17 protein-coding genes and 2 pseudogenes are annotated in these 19963 nt (G+C 41.8%); 13 read left to right on the top strand and 6 right to left on the bottom strand.

Features of this window, described 5'->3' with window-relative positions; all coding sequences use genetic code 11:
- Window positions 1-38: 38 nt before the first annotated feature.
- Window positions 39-2516 carry a LapB repeat-containing protein gene (locus PCORN_RS17035; protein ID WP_051999208.1) on the bottom strand — a complete coding sequence of 826 codons (2478 nt, stop codon included), beginning with the start codon at window positions 2514-2516 and terminating at the stop codon, window positions 39-41.
- 180 nt (window positions 2517-2696) lie between these two features.
- The gene (gene def, locus PCORN_RS03045; protein ID WP_036077444.1) at window positions 2697-3248 is read right to left on the bottom strand and encodes a peptide deformylase; all 552 of its coding nucleotides are present in this window, start codon (window positions 3246-3248) and stop codon (window positions 2697-2699) included.
- Between the two features lie 797 nt (window positions 3249-4045).
- Between def and pdhA the strand changes: the two are divergent.
- From pdhA to PCORN_RS03000, 9 genes and pseudogenes are all read left to right on the top strand, one after another.
- Window positions 4046-5162 (top strand): annotated as a pseudogene (pdhA, locus tag PCORN_RS03040) (pyruvate dehydrogenase (acetyl-transferring) E1 component subunit alpha).
- 2 nt (window positions 5163-5164) lie between these two features.
- The gene (locus PCORN_RS03035) at window positions 5165-6142 is read left to right on the top strand and encodes an alpha-ketoacid dehydrogenase subunit beta (RefSeq protein WP_036077442.1); all 978 of its coding nucleotides are present in this window, start codon (window positions 5165-5167) and stop codon (window positions 6140-6142) included.
- Between the two features lie 437 nt (window positions 6143-6579).
- Complete coding sequence (locus PCORN_RS03030) at window positions 6580-8214, top strand: dihydrolipoyllysine-residue acetyltransferase (RefSeq protein WP_036077440.1); 1635 nt, start codon at window positions 6580-6582, stop codon at window positions 8212-8214.
- A gap of 5 nt (window positions 8215-8219) precedes the next feature.
- A complete protein-coding gene (lpdA, locus tag PCORN_RS03025; protein WP_036077438.1) occupies window positions 8220-9623 on the top strand; it encodes a dihydrolipoyl dehydrogenase in 1404 nt (467 codons plus the stop codon).
- Between the two features lie 340 nt (window positions 9624-9963).
- Window positions 9964-10284 (top strand): hypothetical protein, encoded by a 321-nt coding sequence (locus PCORN_RS03020; RefSeq protein ID WP_051999207.1) that lies wholly within the window; start codon window positions 9964-9966, stop codon window positions 10282-10284.
- Window positions 10285-10366: 82 nt separating this feature from the next.
- Window positions 10367-10681: a hypothetical protein gene (locus PCORN_RS03015; RefSeq protein ID WP_036077561.1), complete on the top strand. Its 315-nt coding sequence runs from the start codon at window positions 10367-10369 to the stop codon at window positions 10679-10681.
- A gap of 195 nt (window positions 10682-10876) precedes the next feature.
- The gene (locus PCORN_RS03010) at window positions 10877-11755 is read left to right on the top strand and encodes a Rossmann-fold NAD(P)-binding domain-containing protein (protein ID WP_051999206.1); all 879 of its coding nucleotides are present in this window, start codon (window positions 10877-10879) and stop codon (window positions 11753-11755) included.
- Window positions 11745-12017 (top strand): UPF0223 family protein, encoded by a 273-nt coding sequence (locus PCORN_RS03005; protein WP_036077436.1) that lies wholly within the window; start codon window positions 11745-11747, stop codon window positions 12015-12017. The genes PCORN_RS03010 and PCORN_RS03005 overlap by 11 nt, the downstream gene beginning before the upstream one ends.
- 15 nt (window positions 12018-12032) lie before the next feature.
- Window positions 12033-12566, top strand: coding sequence for a thioredoxin domain-containing protein (locus PCORN_RS03000; protein WP_036077433.1), 534 nt, complete (start codon window positions 12033-12035; stop codon window positions 12564-12566).
- Between the two features lie 43 nt (window positions 12567-12609).
- On the opposite strand, the gene PCORN_RS17030 is transcribed toward PCORN_RS03000, so the two are convergent.
- From PCORN_RS17030 to PCORN_RS02985, 3 genes and pseudogenes are all read right to left on the bottom strand, one after another.
- On the bottom strand, window positions 12610-13437 hold the full coding sequence (locus PCORN_RS17030) for a hypothetical protein (RefSeq protein ID WP_051999205.1): 828 nt from the start codon (window positions 13435-13437) through the stop codon (window positions 12610-12612).
- 77 nt (window positions 13438-13514) lie between these two features.
- Complete coding sequence (locus PCORN_RS02990) at window positions 13515-14459, bottom strand: magnesium transporter CorA family protein (RefSeq protein ID WP_036077429.1); 945 nt, start codon at window positions 14457-14459, stop codon at window positions 13515-13517.
- 198 nt (window positions 14460-14657) lie between these two features.
- Window positions 14658-15276 (bottom strand): annotated as a pseudogene (locus tag PCORN_RS02985) (YktB family protein).
- Window positions 15277-15408: 132 nt separating this feature from the next.
- Here PCORN_RS02985 and PCORN_RS02980 point away from each other — a divergent pair.
- The 4 genes from PCORN_RS02980 (at window position 15409) to PCORN_RS20700 (ending at window position 19348) form a co-directional block, all read left to right on the top strand.
- A complete protein-coding gene (locus PCORN_RS02980) occupies window positions 15409-16185 on the top strand; it encodes an inositol monophosphatase family protein (protein WP_036077426.1) in 777 nt (258 codons plus the stop codon).
- A 279-nt stretch (window positions 16186-16464) separates the two neighbouring features.
- On the top strand, window positions 16465-18303 hold the full coding sequence (gene typA / locus PCORN_RS02975; RefSeq protein WP_036077424.1) for a translational GTPase TypA: 1839 nt from the start codon (window positions 16465-16467) through the stop codon (window positions 18301-18303).
- 153 nt (window positions 18304-18456) lie between these two features.
- A complete protein-coding gene (locus PCORN_RS20705; protein WP_051999204.1) occupies window positions 18457-18993 on the top strand; it encodes a DUF5068 domain-containing protein in 537 nt (178 codons plus the stop codon).
- Complete coding sequence (locus PCORN_RS20700) at window positions 18959-19348, top strand: DUF5068 domain-containing protein (protein ID WP_051999203.1); 390 nt, start codon at window positions 18959-18961, stop codon at window positions 19346-19348. The genes PCORN_RS20705 and PCORN_RS20700 overlap by 35 nt, the downstream gene beginning before the upstream one ends.
- A 35-nt stretch (window positions 19349-19383) precedes the next feature.
- Here PCORN_RS20700 and PCORN_RS02965 read toward each other — a convergent pair whose 3' ends face one another.
- Entirely contained in the window at window positions 19384-19599 is a 216-nt protein-coding gene (locus tag PCORN_RS02965; RefSeq protein ID WP_036077422.1) for a YlaI family protein, read from the bottom strand.
- Between the last annotated feature and the right edge of the window lie 364 nt (window positions 19600-19963).

Genomic DNA, 19963 nt, shown 5'->3' with positions numbered 1-19963 from the left:
CTATTTCTAGTCATCTAACCTTTAGGGGTTTTTCTATACTATTTTCTTTTTTTCAATAATAGAACTCCTGAAACAAATATAATCCAACCAAATGCGGCAAGTGGAAGCGAGGAATCGCCGGTTTTAGGCAAGCGTTGTACGTCCTCCGACTTATTCGAATCTACCTGACTTTTATTTGGCACAGGCTTTGTCGGATTGACAGGATTAATAGGATTGGTAGGGTCATCCGGTTTCGGCGCAAGCACATGAACTGTCACTTTCACAGGAACCGCAACATTCCCATCCGAATTCACTGCGTTCAATGTAACAATATAATCACCAGCTATCTCCAAATTTACCGCACTCGCAAAATCAGAAGAAACGACACCATCATTGCTAGCACTGGCTTTATCATCCCTCAAAAATTGCGCTGCACTAACCGTCGCGTATTGCTGATAAGTCACATCACTATCCGCCGAAATTACAGGGACTGTCGAGCTAACAATTTTGACAGTCACACGCACGGGTTCCGCAACGTTCCCAAAATTATCGGTAGATTGCAAAGTAACAGTATACTCGCCCGGAATAGCGAAATTCACGGCCGATTCAAAGTCCGAAGTAATCGCGGAACCATCATCCGTTTTTGCTGCAATGCTATCCAAAAAATCTGATTCACTTACCGCTTGATCGATTTCATAAGTGACAATAGGGGATGCGGTAATCACTGGTGGCGTCGTATCGACAATATGCACAACAACACGCACCGGATTTGCAACATTTCCATACTGATCCGTCGCCGTTAGTGTAACAGTATAATCACCTACAACCGCCGAATCGACTACATCTACAAAATCCGAAGTAATCGCGGAACCATCATCCGTTTTTGCATGAATATCTTGTAGAAAAATAGCTTCATTAAGCACGCTACCAGATTCATACGTATACGCACTATCGGCAGTTATCACGGGAGGAACCGTATCCACCACATGAACAGTAACGGTCTCTGGTGTCGCTACATTTCCCATATTATCCGTAGAATTTAACGTAACAGTGTAATCACCAACCACATCCAAGTTTACTGCCGTTGCAAAATCAGAGGTAATAACAGAACCATCATCTGTTATCGCATTAACATCCAGCAAAAACTGACTAGCGGTTGCAGTATCATGTTGTTCGTAAGTAAAGCTAGAATCGGCTGTTATGACTGGTGGTGTTGTATCGGGGATTAAAGGTATCGTAACAGTACCTTGAAAAGATCCAGCATAGCCCCCAAGTACTATCGTCTTAGCAAATGTGTATTGTACGCTTAACTGATTTGTTAAACCAGTCCAAGTAATCATTGGAGCGATAAAAGTTCCACCATTTGAAATCGTATCCGGTGGTAGCTGACTGCCATCGATACTTGTGATTGACATTTCCACGATGCTGAGTGGGTCTGTTGTATTGACCGCTGGCGATGTGAACGTCTGCGAATCAAAACGGAAACTAGAGAGATTAGTTAGGTTAGCAAGCGGACTAATGTCGTTAATATGATTGCCGATCAATCTTAAAATTCCCAGTTGAGTTAAGCCACTTAGAGGCGTCACGTCTGAAATATTATTATTTATTAAATTTAAAGAAGTAATATATTTTAAATGTTCCATACCAACCAAAGACGTAATACCCCTATTCAATGTTTCGCTGTCACCTAAAGATACAATCGTGTTCAAATCAGCTTGATTCACGATATCCGTTACATTCTTTCCTAGTTTCGTTGCAATAATTTGTGCTAAATTTTCATCAGGAAAAATCGTATTTATCGGTCCAATCGGATTAAGCGCCACATTTTGTGTCGGCTGCGTCACTGTTCCGTGGAAAGTACCAATTACAGCCCCGTTTACAACAACATCCTGGATAAATCTAAAACTAAGACTAGTCTGCGATGTTAAGCCGTTCCAAGTGACATTTGGGATACTATAAGAACCGCTATTACTTATGGTATTAATTGTGGTTGGAATGTCACCACTCATATTTTTCAGAACACCAGTTAAGTTTAATACTAAAGACCCGTTATTGGAAACTTGCGGCAAAGTGATAGTCTGAGAGTCAAATCGACCAGCCACTAATTTGGTAAGTCCAGCTAGAGGGGTAATATCGCTTATATGATTAGCGGAGATGTATAGAGAAGTGATATTAGTAAGTCCAGCAATGGGTGTTAAATCACTGATATTATTTGAGTTTAGTCTTAACCCTTGAATATTGTTTAAATTCTGCATGCCATCAAGTGAAGTTATTCCTTTGCCTGAACCCTCGGCATCAGAAATACTCGTAATGGTATTCAAATCAGCAACAGTTACTGTATCAGTGACTGTTTTGCCAAGCTTAGTAGCAATCACTTGCGCGAGTGCAGCATCTGGAAATACTTGATTGATAGGCGCTGGCAAGGTTGCGCTAAGAGGCGATTCCGCCGTCACCTCGGTGCTTGTGCTTAATCCGATACTCCCGAATACGATGACGATACAAATCAATAATTTTAATCCGTTCTTTAAATGCTTCATTTATAAACCCCCAATTTTCCATATAAGCTCATATGTAGTCGTCATTTAAATTTGAAAGAGCTTTTAATAATTAATACCCTTTTTATGAAAAATAACACTATGATGAAGCATTTCCATTTCATCATACAAATAAAAAAGCAATCCAAGCTATATCAAACAGCCAGGATTGCTTCGTTTTCGTTATTCATAAATAGTGACATCTGGTGGTAAATACGACGGGTTCTTCTTATTAATATGATCATAAAACATAATCCCGTTTAAATGATCAATCTCATGTTGTACCACAATCGCAGGATAATTTTTCAATCTTATTTTAATTGGCTTACCGTTTTCATCAAAACCCTCTACCGTCACGCGCGCACTACGCACCACATAACCTGGAACTTCACGATCGACGGAAAGACAACCTTCACCGCCACCTAAGCATGCATTTTCGACAGAATGACTACGAATTTTAGGGTTGTACAAAACATAACTGTATAAACGATCATTGTCATCGTGCACATGGATCGCGATATAACGCTTAGAAACAGCAATTTGTGGGGCAGCAATACCAACACCGCCGCGCAATTCATGTTCCTCAGCGACTTCAGGATCTTGACTATTAATGAGAAACTCTAACATCTTTTGACCAGTTTTCTTGTCTTCATCCGATAGTGGGAAAGTGACTGGTTCTGCGACAGCGCGCAAAATAGGATCACCTTCACGGACGATATCATCCATTGTAAGCATTGTTTTTCTCCCCTGTTCTTATAAACTTATCTTCATTTTACCAAAAAAAGTGGATATTGTGAATGGATTTTACTTTTAAGATACGTAAAATAGGGTAAACAGTAGGGAAGTAATGATTTTTATGTTAAAATATTGACACTGTAAATACGAACATTATGGATTAGGAACATTGTATTGTTCGTCATGTCGAGGTATTGTACAAATATATATGTTTGTGAATTCACAAACAATAGGCGGCTATTTTAAATAAATTTCGAAAGGTGAAGCCCAAGCCATCTTTGCTTTATTATATAACAGTTTCATTTTTAAATCATATTTTCTAATACAGTTTTTGAAAGCGAATGATTTAACGTGAAGCCTTGAAAACACAATAAAAACAAAGTAAGTTTAAGTTATTGACGAATGTAGATGGATGGTGTAAATTAAAGAGGAAGATTGGTGTGTTAATAGTAAGGTGTTTTAAAAATATAACAGTGAAGTATGAAACCGAACAAGGGCCATTGAACAAGGTGAATTTGTGAATGCAAAGGTATTTCCTATCTTTTTCACAATCTCGCCACTAAATTATGTTTTCGGGTTAGTCAAACGGTGGTGGACAAGACTTCACATAATTTTATTTTTAAATTTTGCCGAATAATACACGAATCCAGTTAGGAAAATTGAGAAGCGAACCATGCATTGTATTGCTTGCCTGACAAGCGAAATTTTTGCTACATTATACGTAGTGGAAAAAATAACAAATGTTTGCGCATTCAATTCTTAAAAATATTTCAAACCAGAAGGGAAGAGATTACACGATGGCTTCTAAAACAAAGAAGACTGTAGTAGATGTGAAAGAGCAGTTTAAAGCTGTTGCCGATCAATTTGAATTGGTCCAAATTTTAAATGAAAAAGGAGAGGTTGTTAATCCTGACTTGATGCCCGACTTAACAGACGAGCAATTAGTAGAATTAATGACACGTATGGTTTGGACACGCGTTCTTGACCAACGTTCGATTTCCTTGAACCGCCAAGGTCGCCTAGGATTCTACGCACCAACAGCTGGACAAGAAGCTTCACAACTTGCAAGTCATTATGCGTTAACAAAAGCAGATTACGTGCTTCCTGGTTACCGTGACGTACCACAAATGATCTGGCACGGCCTTCCACTTACGAAAGCTTTCCTATTTTCACGTGGACATTTTGTTGGGAACCAATTTGCAGACGACTTAAACGTTCTATCTCCACAAATCATCATCGGTGCACAAATCGTTCAAGCTGCCGGCGTTGCTTTAGGACTTAAGAAACGTAAAAAAGACGCAGTTGTCATCACATACACAGGTGACGGCGGATCTTCACAAGGTGATTTCTACGAGGGTATGAACTTCGCAGGTGCCTATAAAGCTCCAGCAATCTTCGTTGTACAAAATAACATGTTCGCAATCTCAACACCACGCGAAAAACAATCTGCAGCAGCAACACTAGCTCAAAAAGCAGTTGCAGCCGGAATCCCAGGCGTTCAAGTAGACGGTATGGATCCACTAGCAGTATACGCTGTAACAAAATTTGCGCGCGATCGTGCAGTTGCTGGCGATGGCCCAACGTTGATCGAAACAATGACTTACCGTTATGGTCCACATACACTTTCAGGTGATGATCCAACTCGTTACCGTACAAAAGAGCTTGATGGCGAATGGGAACTCAAAGATCCAATCGTTCGTTTCCGTACTTTCCTAGAAGCGAAAGGGCTTTGGAACGAAGAAAAAGAAAACGCAGTAATCGAACAAGCAAAAGAAGAAATCAAAACATCTATTAAAGAAGCTGACGCTACACCGAAACAAAAAAGTATCAGATCTTCTTAAAAATATGTACGAAACACCAACTGCTCCAATCAAAGAGCAACTGGCAATTTTTGAAGCGAAGGAGTCGAAATAATCATGGCGCAAAAAACAATGATTCAAGCGATTACAGATGCGCTTGCAGTAGAACTAAGAAATGACGAGAACGTCCTCGTTTTCGGTGAAGATGTAGGTAATAACGGCGGGGTTTTCCGTGCTACTGAAGGACTTCAAGCAGAGTTTGGCGAAGATCGTGTATTCGATACGCCACTTGCAGAATCAGGTATCGGTGGTCTTGCTATCGGTCTTGCACTAGAAGACTTCCGTCCAGTTGCTGAAATTCAATTCTTCGGTTTCGTTTTTGAAGTAATGGATTCTGTTGCTGGTCAAATGGCACGTATGCGTTACCGTACTGGTGGCACTCGTACTGCTCCAATCACGATCCGCGCGCCATTCGGTGGTGGGGTTCATACGCCTGAACTTCACGCGGATAACTTGGAAGGCCTAATGGCACAATCACCAGGTCTAAAAGTTGTTATCCCGTCAACACCATACGATGCAAAAGGTCTTTTAATCTCAGCAATCCGCGATAACGATCCCGTTATTTTCTTAGAGCACATGAAATTATACCGCTCATTCCGTCAAGAAGTACCAGAAGGCGAGTACACAATCGAAATCGGTAAAGCAGCCGTTCGTCGTGAAGGTACAGACGTTTCTGTTATCACATACGGTGCTATGGTTCAAGAATCTGTGAAAGCAGCAGAAGAACTAGAAAAAGAAGGCGTATCTGTTGAAGTTATCGACCTTCGTACAATCAGCCCGTTGGATGTAGACACAATCATCGCTTCCGTTAAGAAAACAAATCGCGTAGTAGTCGTTCAAGAAGCACAAAAACAAGCAGGAATCGCTGCTAATGTTATCGCTGAAATCAACGACCGCGCCATCCTTTCTCTAGAAGCACCAGTGATGCGTGTTACAGCACCAGACAGCGTCTTCCCATTCGCACAAGCAGAAACAGTTTGGTTACCAAACCATAACGATATTGTTGAGCGTATTAAAGAAGTTCTAGCGTTTTAAATTAGAAAAGCTGAAAGAGCCCGTTTAGCCTCGACAGAAATTGTTAGGGGGCGCAGTGAAAACCCGCACTTGGTTTTTGCGGAGGCACCGAAATTTCCGAGAGGCTGGCTCTTGAAGCTAGATCCGAGGCGCCAAATATGAAGAACGCAGTACATGGATTACATGTTCACTGTGTTCTTGGAATTAGGTCCGAAAGATACCAAACATGACGAGCGTAGTGCATGGATTACATGCTCACTTTGTTCTCATGCATATTGAGGCTCTAACTTAGCAAAGTACGCTTCGTAAGAGCCACAACAAAATTAGGTTCAAAGATACCAAACATGACGAGCGCAGTGCATGGATTACATGCTCACTTCGTTCTCATGCATATTGAGGCTCTAAGGAAATACAGTACATTTCCTAAGAGCCTCAACAAAACAGGAGGCTTTTAAAAAATGGCATATTCATTTAAATTACCGGACATTGGTGAAGGTATACATGAAGGAGAAATCGTCAAATGGTTCGTTAAACCAGGCGACAAGATTGAAGAAGACGCGTCCCTTTTTGAAGTTCAAAATGACAAATCTGTCGAAGAAATTACATCTCCTGTAACGGGGACTGTAAAAGAAATCTTAGTCGGTGAAGGCGTAGTAGCAACAGTCGGCCAAGTTCTTATTACTTTTGACGGCGTAGAAGGTCATGAAAATGACGCAGAAGAAGCTCCAGCAGCGGCTCCTGCCTCTACACCCGCAGCGGCACCAGCAGGCGGAAAAGGCGTTTACGAATTCAAATTACCAGACATTGGTGAAGGAATTCATGAAGGCGAAATCGTGAAATGGTTCGTTAAACCAGGCGATCAAATAGAAGAAGATGCTACCATTTTCGAAGTACAAAATGACAAATCTGTCGAAGAAATCACATCTCCTGTAGCAGGAACTGTAAAAGACATTTTAGTTGGCGAAGGCGTAGTAGCAACAGTTGGTCAAGTGTTAATCACATTCGAGGGCGACTTTGAAGGCGAAGCAACAACAGCAGATCACTCTTCTACTCCAGAATCTCCAGCAGACACTGCAAAACTTGTAAATAATAACGCAGCACAAGCGCCAGTATCAGGTGGAAACGGTACGCCATCATCGCAAAAAGATCCAAACGGTCTAGTTATCGCGATGCCATCTGTACGTAAATATGCACGTGAAAAAGGCGTAGATATCCGTCAAGTTGCAGGATCCGGCAAAAACAACCGCGTTCTTAGCGCAGACGTTGATGCATTCCTAAATGGCGACACAGCAGCAGTAGCGACAAGTGAAGCAGCTCCAGCAGCGGCATCACAAGAAACTGCAACAGCGAAACCAGCAGCAAAAGCAGCGCCAGTTGTTAGCGGCGGAACATACCCAGAATCACGCGAGAAATTAACGCCAACACGTAAAGCTATCGCAAAAGCAATGGTTAACTCGAAACACACTGCTCCACACGTAACGCTAATGGACGAAATCGAAGTTTCTGCTTTGATGGTTCACCGTAAACGTTTCAAAGACGTAGCAGCTGAAAAAGGAATCAAACTTACTTTCCTACCTTACATGGTAAAAGCGCTAGTAAACACATTGCGTGAGTTCCCAGTGCTCAACACGACACTTGACGACGCAACAGACGAACTAGTTTACAAACATTATTTCAATATCGGTATTGCAGCAGATACAGATCACGGTCTTTATGTACCAGTTATCAAAGACGCTGACAAAAAATCGATTTTTGCAATCTCAAATGAAATTAACGAATTAGCTACAAAAGCGCGCGACGGTAAATTGACTGGCGAAGAAATGCGTCACGGTTCTTCTACCATCTCTAATATCGGATCAGCTGGCGGACAATGGTTTACACCAGTTATCAACTACCCTGAAGTTGCTATTTTAGGTGTAGGTCGTATCGCAGAAAAAGCAATCGTTAAAGACGGTGAAATCGTAGCAGCACCAGTACTTGCTCTATCGCTAAGCTTCGACCACCGCGTAATCGACGGCGCAACAGCTCAAAAAGCTATGAACAATATCAAGCGGTTATTAAATGACCCAGAACTTTTACTAATGGAGGCGTAAAAAAAATGGTAGTAGGCGATTTTCCAGAAGAAAGAGACACCATCGTCATTGGTGCAGGACCCGGCGGATACGTTGCGGCAATTCGCGCAGCACAATTAGGACAAAAAGTAACCATTATCGAGAAAGAACATTACGGCGGCGTTTGTTTAAACGTTGGTTGTATCCCTTCCAAAGCCTTGATCACAGTTGGTCACCGCTTTGCTGAAGCGAAACATTCCGATAATATGGGTATCACAACAGATGGCGTGAACCTAGACTTCACAAAAGCGCAAGAATGGAAAGGTTCTGTCGTTAGTAAATTAACAACAGGCGTGAAAGGCTTGCTTAAAAAGAATAAAGTGGAAATGTTAGAAGGAGAAGCTTTCTTCGTTGATGAGCACTCCCTACGTGTTATCCACCCTGAATCCGCGCAAACTTACACATTCAACAACGTAATCATTGCAACTGGTTCTCGTCCAATCGAGATTCCAGGATTCAAATTCGGCAAACGCGTTCTTAGCTCAACAGGCGCGCTAGCTCTTACAGAAGTTCCGAAAAAACTTGTCGTAATCGGCGGAGGATACATCGGTACAGAACTTGGTGGCGCATTTGCTAACCTTGGAACAGAGCTAACAATCTTAGAGGGCGGACCAGAAATTTTGCCAACGTATGAAAAAGATATGATTTCCCTTGTAAAACGCAATCTTAAAGGTAAAGGCGTGGAAATCGTAACAAAAGCTTTGGCGAAATCTGCCGAAGAAACAGAAACTGGCGTAAAAGTAACATACGAAGCTGACGGCGAAACAAAAACCGTTGAAGCAGATTATGTTTTAGTAACAGTAGGTCGTCGTCCAAATACAGACGATATCGGCTTAGAACAACTAGGCGTTAAATTAAGCGAACGCGGTTTGATCGAAGTAGACAAACAAGGTCGCACAAATATTTCTAACGTTTTTGCTATCGGCGACATCGTTCCTGGTGTTCCACTTGCCCACAAAGCAAGCTACGAAGCAAAAGTTGCCGCTGAAGCAATCGCTGGCGAAACCTCTGAAAATGACTACACAGCCCTACCAGCAGTCGTTTTCAGTGATCCAGAATTAGCAACAGTTGGTTTGACAGAAAAAGAAGCAAAAGAAAAAGGCTTCGACGTAAAAACTGCCAAATTCCCATTCGGCGGTAACGGTCGTGCCCTATCTCTTGACGCTCCAGAAGGTTTCGTACGTCTAGTAACACGCAAAGAAGACGGACTTATCCTCGGTGCTCAAGTTGCAGGAATGAACGCATCCGATATCATCTCTGAGATCGGACTTGCAATCGAAACAGGCGTAACAGCAGAAGACATCGCGCTTACTATTCACGCTCACCCATCTTTAGGTGAGTTGACAATGGAAGCGGCAGAACTTGCGCTAGGTCGCCCAATCCACATGTAAAATAGTTATATATTCCTGATAAATCGGCGACAAGCGTTCGCACTCAGGAGATTCAGCGGACTTCCGGTTCTCACGTACAGTCGTACGCTCCGCTTTGTTGAGATTCTTTGAAGCAAAGCGAAGTAGAACCTCAATATGCAAAGGAATGTAATGAGTTTGCCACCCTTTGTTCCACTGAATCTCCTGACTACAAACGCTTTCGCTCGATTTGTTGGAAGCAGAATGTACGTCTTACCCAATGGAAGGGTTTGGCGTTCTTTTGCTTAATAGGTTATTTATTGTGAATTTAATATCAAAGTAGTATGATAAAGATATAAAATTAAAGAATCCAGGTGTAAAAATGAAAAAGCAGATGGAAAAAATTATTTTCGGTATTGTTTATGGTTTCTCAGCGATTTTCTTTCTCGGTTTTGTGGTTAATATCGTGCACGGTTTTATCGTTCATATGCACGAAACGGATAGTTGGCGGGCCGTTTTGCGAATTTTAGCAAGTCCAGTGACCGATCCTGCCATCTTCGCCATTCACCTAACAAGCCCTGTTTGGTCGACATTGTTAGCGATTATCATTAGCTATTTGATGCCAGCCTTTTTCTGTGTGGCGACGCATTTCCTGAAAAAAGATTATCTCGAAACGCACGAAAATAGCCGCTTTCTTCACTAAAAGTTACTTTTGTGTGATTTTACATAGCAAAAGGAGTAGAATGAAGGTGTCATCACAAAATACGATAGAATTAGGTGAAAAAATGGGGACAACGAAGAGAGCGCTGTTTTGGATAGCGTATGTGATATCTGGCATTTGTTTTGTACTAACGATTGTGGCTTTTATCATTGGATTTTTCCATCATATGCACGATACAGGCGGCATGAAATCTGTGATACAAATTCTAGAAACACCGATTACTGGCTTTATTAAACTGACGAACGGAACGATTCAGAAATCAGTACTGGAGATTATTTTGTTATGCATTGTAAGCTATGTGTTACCAACGTTTTTCTGTATTGCAACACACTATTTACGGAAAAATAAACGCATCGCTTTAGAAAACGAAGAGGAATAGTTAGGAGCATCGATTCTGCGCGTTATAGAGTCGATGCTTTTTTTGAATCACAATATTTTAATCGTCACGGCTTTCATGATAAAATGAGGAGGACAGATGGGAAGAGGGAGCGTGATGCGGGTTTGGCGATAGATCAGAAAAAAAATTGCGATTATCGGGAACAATAAGATAAGCACAAGTTATGCTTTTGCATTGATGAACCAGCAACTAAATGTGGAGGTTTGCCTGATTGCGGATAAGAAGGCGCCAGTTTTGAAAGATATCGGATACAGCGCTTATTTTAGGCCTAAAACTGCATTGACATCGGGTGGTATGGCGGAATGTCGGAATGCGTCGATGATTGTTTTCACGCATGACCCATTTGTGAATGATGAGAATATGCAACAAGCTTCGTCGGTCGTTCGGCGTTTTGTGAATCAATGGATGGAAACTGGATTTCAAGGGATTTGTGTGATTGCGACGCCGCAGAGTGAAGTGGTCGCTCATTGGATTATGAAGTTCTCAGGCCTCGCCGCAGAAAAAATCATTGCGCTTGGAACGATGCTCGATACGGCTTTTCTGCAATGGGAATTGGGACGCTATTTTCAGGTTAACGCAAAAAATGTCCATGCCTACATGATTGGAAGCACCCTCGAAAAAGGTGTCCCAGTATGGAGTCGCGCTTATATTGGTGGCCGTCCGATTTTGAGCTATATGATGGATGACCCAGATCGCTATTCCTTCGAAAAATTGCAACCAATCGTGACGCAGATGCAGGAATTGCCGAGTGAGCCACTAGCGGAGAATCGCTTGTTTGACTATAGCATCGCGCTCGCATTGGTAGAGTTGACGAGAATCATTTTGGGAGATGAACGAATGATTTTGACGGTAGGTGTCTATGTGCAAGATAAATTTGGAATGGCATCAGGATTTATCAGTATTCCAGCAGTCATCGGAGCCACTGGTGTGAAAACGACCATTCCATTAACACTTTCAGATTCCGAGCAAAAACAGCTGGCAACCGTTGTCAAAGCGTTAGAAGAAGATGTACAAGCGGGTTTGCCAAATGAAGGAGGAACGAAACGTGGAGTATAGCTATCCGATTAATTTAGACTGGTCAAAAGAAGAAATGGCGACCGTTATTAATTTTTATCAAGCGGTTGAGAAAGCCTATGAAGTGGGTATCGACGCATCGGAAATAAAAATGAAATATAGTGATTTCAAGCAAGTCATACGCTCGATAGGTGAAGAAAAAAGCCTAGGCAAAGAGTTCGAAAAGGCGAGCGGTTATTCCGCCTATCGCGTCATGCAACTCGTAAAAAATGCGACGACAAGCAAAATTAAAATGCAACCTTAAGGAGGAATTTTTAAGATGGATATTAGTGAAATTATTGTAAGTAATGTAGGAACAGAGGCAGGGATTCATATTGGGAAAAGCGACGCGCCGGTGAAAGTGATTTCGTTCGTGAATGTGCGTTGTCCATTTTGCCGTGAATGGCATGAAAAATCGCGTGATGTGCTCCGTCGTTATTTAGATTCTGGTCGTATTGAGCTTATTGTGAAGCCATTTGATAAGGAGAAAGAATCATTGCAACGCGGAAACATTATACATCATCATCTAGATTATGCAGTGCCAGAGCAGACACTTGAGATTTTAGACGAAGTATACGCGAGACAAGATCTTTGGGGTTCTTTGACGCACGAAGAAGTCGCGAATTTTGCAGAAGATGAGCTAGGACTTTCCGAACAAGATAACGAGGAAGAAGCGGAGAAAATCATTGCAGAAGCAAACGCTGCGAACATCCGCCTTGTACCGACTGTCATTATCGGAGAACATATTTTTGACGAACATATCTCACCAGAAGAGTTGGAAAAATTGATTTTAGAAGAAGCAGGGAAAGAATAAAAAAATAAGCGGTGACTTCCGAATTTGGAGTCGCCGCTTATTTTTATTCGGTAAAACTTGTTGCGATATGAACACCGTCCATTGGATCATTGAAATCGCTCACCGTATAATCCGTTTTTCCGTCTTGCCAGCTAATGATATTGCCTTCTGCCTTGTTTGGAGCGGCTTCAAGCTTCATGCCACCAACTTGATGCGGAGCGGGGAGTGTTTCTTTTTCAAGCACGCCGACTATCTTTTTAGCGAGGTCAATCGAATCTTGAGGATTTGCACTCGTGGTGTTGCGAACGCCCATGCTCCAACGACCTTCCGCCCAATTGAGAAAAGTAGAACCAGCACCCGCGTCAGAATATCCTGTAATTCCTGAACCAAGATCCACGCCGTTCATACCTGTATTGACGTCATTCATATGACCAGTTGCATCGGCTGCAGCTTCTTCTGTCGCATATGCTTTCCCAGAAACCGTGGCAATCGGCGTTGCTTTAGACGTGTCTTTCAGGTCAGAACTATTCACCGAAATAGGAGCCTTCGTTTCGTAAAAAATGACTTGATAGGCGTCCGATGAATCGCTCGTTTTAGCGCTTAGGTAATGTTTATCTGAAGAGAGCGGAATTGCTTTTGGAAGCATCACGACAACGCCAGAGTTAAGTTTCGATAGTACCGTTGCCAAAACATCTTTTTGCGTGAGTGTTGGCGTTTTTGTACCACCGCTCATGTCATTTTTGCGCATATCATCGGTGGTTGTGCCGTAGTTATTGTTGCTGCTACCGTAAGAATTAGAACTATCCGAACTATCTGAGGAGTAAGAACCGCCACAACTTGCGAGAAGCAGCGCACTAAAAACGACTGGAATAACCAAAAATTTAGTATTCATTACTTTCACCTCTTTGCTAGGGTTTTCCCGATTTTGACATAAGAAAACCACCTTCTGTAGCAGAAAGTGGTTTAAAGTTAGAAAAATTTCCGTTTCCAAAAGACAAATCCGAGTATCCCTGCGATGCCAAACGAAATACAGATGACTAGTACCCATGCAATAGGGATATCAGATAATGGCAATCTTACGTTCATCCCATAAAAACTAAACACCATCGTCGGAATCGTCAAAATGATGGTGAACGAGGTTAGGAATTTCATCACGATATTCATGTTATTCGAAATAATCGACGCGTATGCATCCATCATTCCACTCAAAATATTCGAGTGAACTTCGGCCATCTCAATCCCTTGCCGGTTTTCAATGATAACGTCTTCCAGTAAATCTTGGTCTTCCTCATACATCTTCACGATATGTTGGCGCATCATTTTGTCGAGCACCAGCTTGTTCGATTTGAGGGCGGTCAGGAAGTAAACCAAACTTTTCTCAATCCCCATTAAATCGTAAAGTTGCTTGTTCTTCATCGACTCATGCAATTCTTTCTCGATATCATCCGTTTGGCGACTCATCCGCTTCAAGTGACGGAGAAATTGCGTCGAAATCATATACAATATTTGCAAGGCAAAACGCGTTTTCATATGCGTAAAAAAGCCTTTTATCCGGTTTTTAATGAAGGACTGAATAATCGACGAGTCAATCGTGCAAATCGTGATAAAGTAATCCTTTGTCATAATCATCCCAAGTGGAATCGTTTCAAAAGACGCGTAGTGAATATCATCCTCATCCACAATCGGAAAGTCACAAATAATCAGGATGGCTTCGGTATCATCATCCCGCTCAATCCGAGCACTTTCATCTTTATCCAGTGGATCTTCGAGGAACTCAAGTGGAATCCCGTATTGATCGGCAATCTGATTGATTTCTTCTGATGACGGTGCCACGATGTTAATCCAGCAATTGCGCTCTGGCTTCTCTAATTCTTCTAGTTTACCAGCTTCATTCGATTTGAAAATTTGATGCATAGGCGTATTCCTCCTTTTCTAAGGCTTCGGCCACATAGAGTGCTGTTGCAAGCCATGACTCGAATCCTTGTATGATCTCTGATGCGGATCTGGTTCACTCGGCGCGATACTCGTTTTCATGGTGCTCAACTCCTTTTCCTCAAATAATCACAACTTCATCATTATACAGAGATTTAGCCGTTTTGTACATCCTATCTTCTAAATTTCTTGCATTTCAAAACTCATATCATAAAGCGGTAGCAACAAGTCCACCGTTTTTTTCGAGTTCTTTTGTAAATTGGGCATCATTTTTCAAGGCTTCGTCGCCATGTTTGAAAATACGGCCAACCATGAATTCGCCTTTCTTCACATCGCGGAAACGTTCTAAAACCTTGGTCAAATCCGTATTTTGGATAAGGCTTGTCGGTTTTTCCGTATGATCCGGTGAAATCGAGAAGTTCGCTGGCAAGTTTTCCAACTGATCCAGATTTTCTAGGAAATTATGCACGACGATTTGACGATTCTCCGTTTCATAGATAAAAGCAAGCCAAATAAAGACATACTCATCCCAAATTCCAACTTGGAAATGCGGATGTTTTTTGTAGCCGCGTTTATTATTAGCGACCGCAAGCCAGGTACTGTCAGGGGGATTCACCGAACGGCGGGCGTGACGCGCAATATGCAAAAACATTTCAGTGCCAGTTTTAGCGCTTAAATAAGTAGCAAGACCCTCGCCGATTTCGCGGAATTTTGGTTGAATCTGTGTTTGAATAGCTTCCATCCGGTCTTCAAGTCCAGGCGTTTGCATCGCTTTAAAATCATTTTTTGTAAAAGTCATTAAGATTCCTCGCTTTCGTAAAAATAGGCGTTCACTTCATTATAACGTAAAAATGGATCTTAGAGGCTGTATTTAGCTTGAATTTATGATAAGCTAGGAAAAATAAGAAACAAACGAAGGAGTGGTGCGAAGATGGGACTGGAAAAAATCGATCAACTAGCGCGGGAATGGTTGGAGGAAGCGGGAAATCGAATTTTTATGGCGCTTGAACAGGCTAATATAGAGGTGGAAGCAAAGTCAGATCGCAATGATTTGGTGACGAATGTGGATAAATCGACAGAGCGTTATTTCGCGGAGAAAATTGCAGAAAACTTTCCTGAACATCGCTTGCTTGGCGAAGAAGGGTACGGCGAAGAAATCACCAGTTTAGAAGGTATCGTTTGGGTGCTTGACCCGATTGATGGCACGGTAAATTTCGTCGAACAGAAACGGAATTTTGCGATTTCGCTCGGCATTTACCAAGAAGGCGTCGGAGAACTGGCTTATATATACGATATTGTTGGCGGTGAATTTTACTTTGCTAAGCGTGGCGAAGGTGCTTTTGTGAACGATGTGGAGATTCCAAAACTTGCGAAAAACAATAAATTAGAAGATTCGCTCGTAATTATCAATACGGCGTCAGTTCGCAAATTCCCGCACATGCTTCCAGTCATCCAAGCGGCTCGCGGACTGCGTTTATATGGTGCTGCGACGCTTGAATACATGGCGGTAGCAACAGGTCGTGCGGACGCTTACGTGAGCGCTAATCTATCACCTTGGGACATTGGTGCTGGAAAAATTATTGCCGAAGAAGTTGGTGCTATCGTGACACGTGTGGATGGTTCTGAGATGCTAATCACCGAAAAAGGCGATTCATTCGTTGCGAGCCCTGGTGTTCATGCCGAAATTTTGCGGGACTACAGTCGCTGAAAAAAAGGGAATACGATAGGCGTCTAGTTAAATTTCATTTTATGGAATAAAAATCGTGCTAAACCCGAGTAAATGTGCTATAATTGGAAAGTTGATTAAAACTAAACGATCCAGAAACGGGGAAAATAAGCCAATTTTCCTCTTTCTTTTGGCTCTGGTAGCTAAGTCGTATTACCATATATGAAGAGCGCTTGACTTTAGTTAGGCCATTTTTGAGTAGCTGAGTGGGTTCTATGACGCCAGCTGTGAGAAGGTAATTTAATATTAGGAGGAAACATTTTGAAATTAAGAGAAGATATTCGTAACGTCGCCATTATTGCCCACGTTGACCATGGTAAAACTACATTGGTGGACCAACTTTTACGTAAGTCAGGAACATTCAACGATCATGAGCAGGTAGCTGAGCGTGCGATGGATAGCAATGCCATTGAAAAAGAGCGTGGTATTACTATTTTAGCAAAAAATACTGCCATCAATCATAACGGTGTGCATATCAATATTTTAGATACTCCTGGACATGCCGATTTCGGTGGGGAAGTAGAACGTATTATGAAAATGGTTGACGGTGTTGTTTTAGTCGTTGATGCGTATGAAGGTACAATGCCACAAACGCGTTTCGTATTGAAAAAAGCACTAGAGCAACATTTAACGCCACTTGTTGTTGTTAACAAAATTGACCGTCCATCCGCGCGTCCAGCAGAAGTTGTAGATGAAGTTTTAGAATTATTCATCGAACTAGGTGCAGACGAAGACCAATTGGAATTCCCAGTTGTTTATGCAGCGGCAGTTAACGGAACAAGCTCATTAAGTGATAACGTAGAAGATCAAGAAGAAACAATGGATCCGATTTTTGACTTAATCATCAATAACGTGCCAGCGCCTGTGGATAACAGTGACGAGCCTTTGCAATTCCAAGTATCCTTACTTGATTACAATGACTACGTTGGTCGTATCGGTATCGGTCGTATCTTCCGTGGAACAATGGAAGTCGGTCAATCTGTTGCATTGATGAAATTGGACGGTACCGTGAAGAAATTCCGTGTTACTAAAATGTTCGGTTTCTTAGGACTTAAACGCGTAGAAATTACACAAGCCAAAGCCGGTGATCTTGTTGCCGTTTCTGGAATGGAAGATATCTTCGTTGGGGAAACAGTAACGCCAGATGATCACCAAGAAGCTTTGCCAATCTTACGTATTGACGAGCCTACTTTACAAATGACTTTCGTAACGAACAATAGTCCGTTCGCTGGTCGTGAAGGTAAGCACGTAACAAGTCGTAAAATCGAAGAACGTTTACTGTCTGAGCTACAAACAGATGTAAGTTTACGTATTGATCCTACTAATTCACCTGACGCTTGGGTTGTATCTGGTCGTGGTGAGTTGCATCTATCGATTTTGATCGAAAACATGCGTCGTCAAGGTTATGAATTACAAGTATCTAAACCAGAAGTTATCATCCGCGAAATCGATGGCGTGAAATGTGAGCCAATGGAACGCGTACAAATTGATACTCCTGAAGAATATGTTGGTAGCATCATGGAATCTATCGGTTTGCGTAAAGGTGAAATGGCTGATATGGTCAATGACGGTTCAGGACAAGTTCGCTTGATTTTCCTAGTACCATCACGTGGACTTATCGGTTACACAACCGAATTCCTATCGATGACTCGTGGTTACGGTATCCTAAACCACACATTCGATTCTTACCAACCAATGCAAAAAGGCCGTGTCGGTGGACGTAGCCGTGGTGTTCTTGTATCGATGGAAACTGGTAAATCAACTACTTACGGAACAATGCAAGTAGAAGATCGCGGTACTATCTTTATTGAACCAGGTACGGACATTTATGAAGGCATGATCGTCGGAGAAAACAATCGTGACGGTGATATCGCTGTAAATATCGTAAAAGCGAAACAAATGACAAATATTCGTTCTGCGAATAAAGACCAAACAAACGTTATCAAGAAACCTCGTACATTAACACTTGAAGAATCACTAGAATTCCTAAATGATGACGAGTATTGTGAAGTAACGCCAGAAAGTATTCGTTTGCGTAAGAAAATCTTGAACAAAAACGAACGTGAAAAAGCAGCGAAACGTACGAAAGTATCTGACTGAGTATAAATCAGGAAAGCCGTCCAGAAATGGGCGGTTTTTTTTCACGGCTGAAATATTCTGTTGATTAATTAATTTTGTAACATGATTGTAATATGACGTTTTTTTTTGGTATAATTCATCTAAGGAAAGACGTGAAAGAAGGAGGGGATTTGCATGAAGAAATTACTGATGGTAGGCACAATGAGTGTGATGATTTTAGCTTTGGCGGCTTGTGGTTCGGGGGCGGACTCGAAAAGTTCGGAATCAGAGGAGCAGGCGCCGAAAACAGAGGAGAAGCAGGCAAAGCAAGATGTGAATTCTAGCGAGGATACCAAAGAGAAAACAGAGGTAAAACAAGATAAAGAAGAAGTAACAACGAAGGAAGATACACCAGCAACAGATGACACCACACCGGAGAAAGAGGAAGAAGCAACGACCCCTGATCAAAAAGTAGAAACACCGAAAACGGAAACTGCGAAGAAACCAGTCGCAGCAACGACAGCGGCATTCTCTTTGAGTGCAGATGGCTTCAAGCAATCCGCGGTAGCACCGAAAACAGGTGGAACAGTATCGCTAGTTTACCTAAATACAACGCCTCAAACAGCGGATTTTGGCCCGTTAAAAGTAACGGTGAAGCAATACAAATTGGAAAGCGTAACAGGAGCCAATAAAAAAAATGGACCCTTACAGCCCAGAATCTTATTTAGCTAATCAAGATGGTTTTGTAGTAACAGCAGATGTGATTGTTGAGAATACGACAGCGAGCAACATCAACTATTTAGCGGAGCGAATTCAAATCAATGGTGGCGGAATTTCTAAAGGCGCAAGTCTCGAAAACTTCGTACCGACAGCTTATCAATTATCAGGCAGTCCGTCTGCGCATAATATGTTCCCAGCAAAATCAAAACGAGAAGGCGCGATTACCTATATGCTTAACAAAGAGAACTACTATACACTCGTGCATTTAACTAAACTAATCGTACCAAATCCGAATGACTTCGCAGAAAAAGCGTTACCAACAAAAACAACGAAAACCATCGATTTAGACTTCCGGATTACAGAATAAAGTTTTTACTAAGATAGAACCGAAAAACCCGCTATTTAATGCTTAGCGGGTTTTTCAATAAAGCTTTTCGTTTTCGGTTTATGAAATTCGAACTTGCCAGTATTAATCCGAGCAACCGTTTTCTCAGCAATACGACCTTCACATTCTGGGCAAAGGTACATTCGAATCGGTTTATTGCGAAGTTGCTTCGTTTTAAATTTCTTATCATCTAATTCATCGATTGTTTCACATAAAATACATTGTGCCTTCATTGCGTTCACCTCGTGATTTTATTATAGCATGAAAAAAATGAAAGATAAACATTGGTATATCTACGGGAGGTTTTAGAAATGGTGATAGAGAAAAAGGCGGGGCATAAAGAGATGGTGCTTACATTATTGGCATCAGTAGTAGCTTTTTTTAGCGTTAGTATTTGTTCAGCAAGCGGTTTACTGGTTTGATAACTTTTACTTGGCGTTTGGCATTGCGTTTGTTCTGATTATTGGTTATGTTGTCATGACGTTGATTGCCTTTTTCAGGTCGTTCAAGAGGCATTTTCAGTTTTTTGATAGGATCATTATTTATTTCTCGATCCCACTGAGCCTGTGCTTCCTCGTTTTTATGTATCTAATGACT

The sequence above is a fragment of the Listeria cornellensis FSL F6-0969 genome, assembly GCF_000525855.1.
GTDB classification, from domain to species: domain Bacteria; phylum Bacillota; class Bacilli; order Lactobacillales; family Listeriaceae; genus Listeria_A; species Listeria_A cornellensis.
Note: the sequence above shows the minus strand (reverse complement) of the source record. Positions and strands in the feature narration are given on the sequence as shown.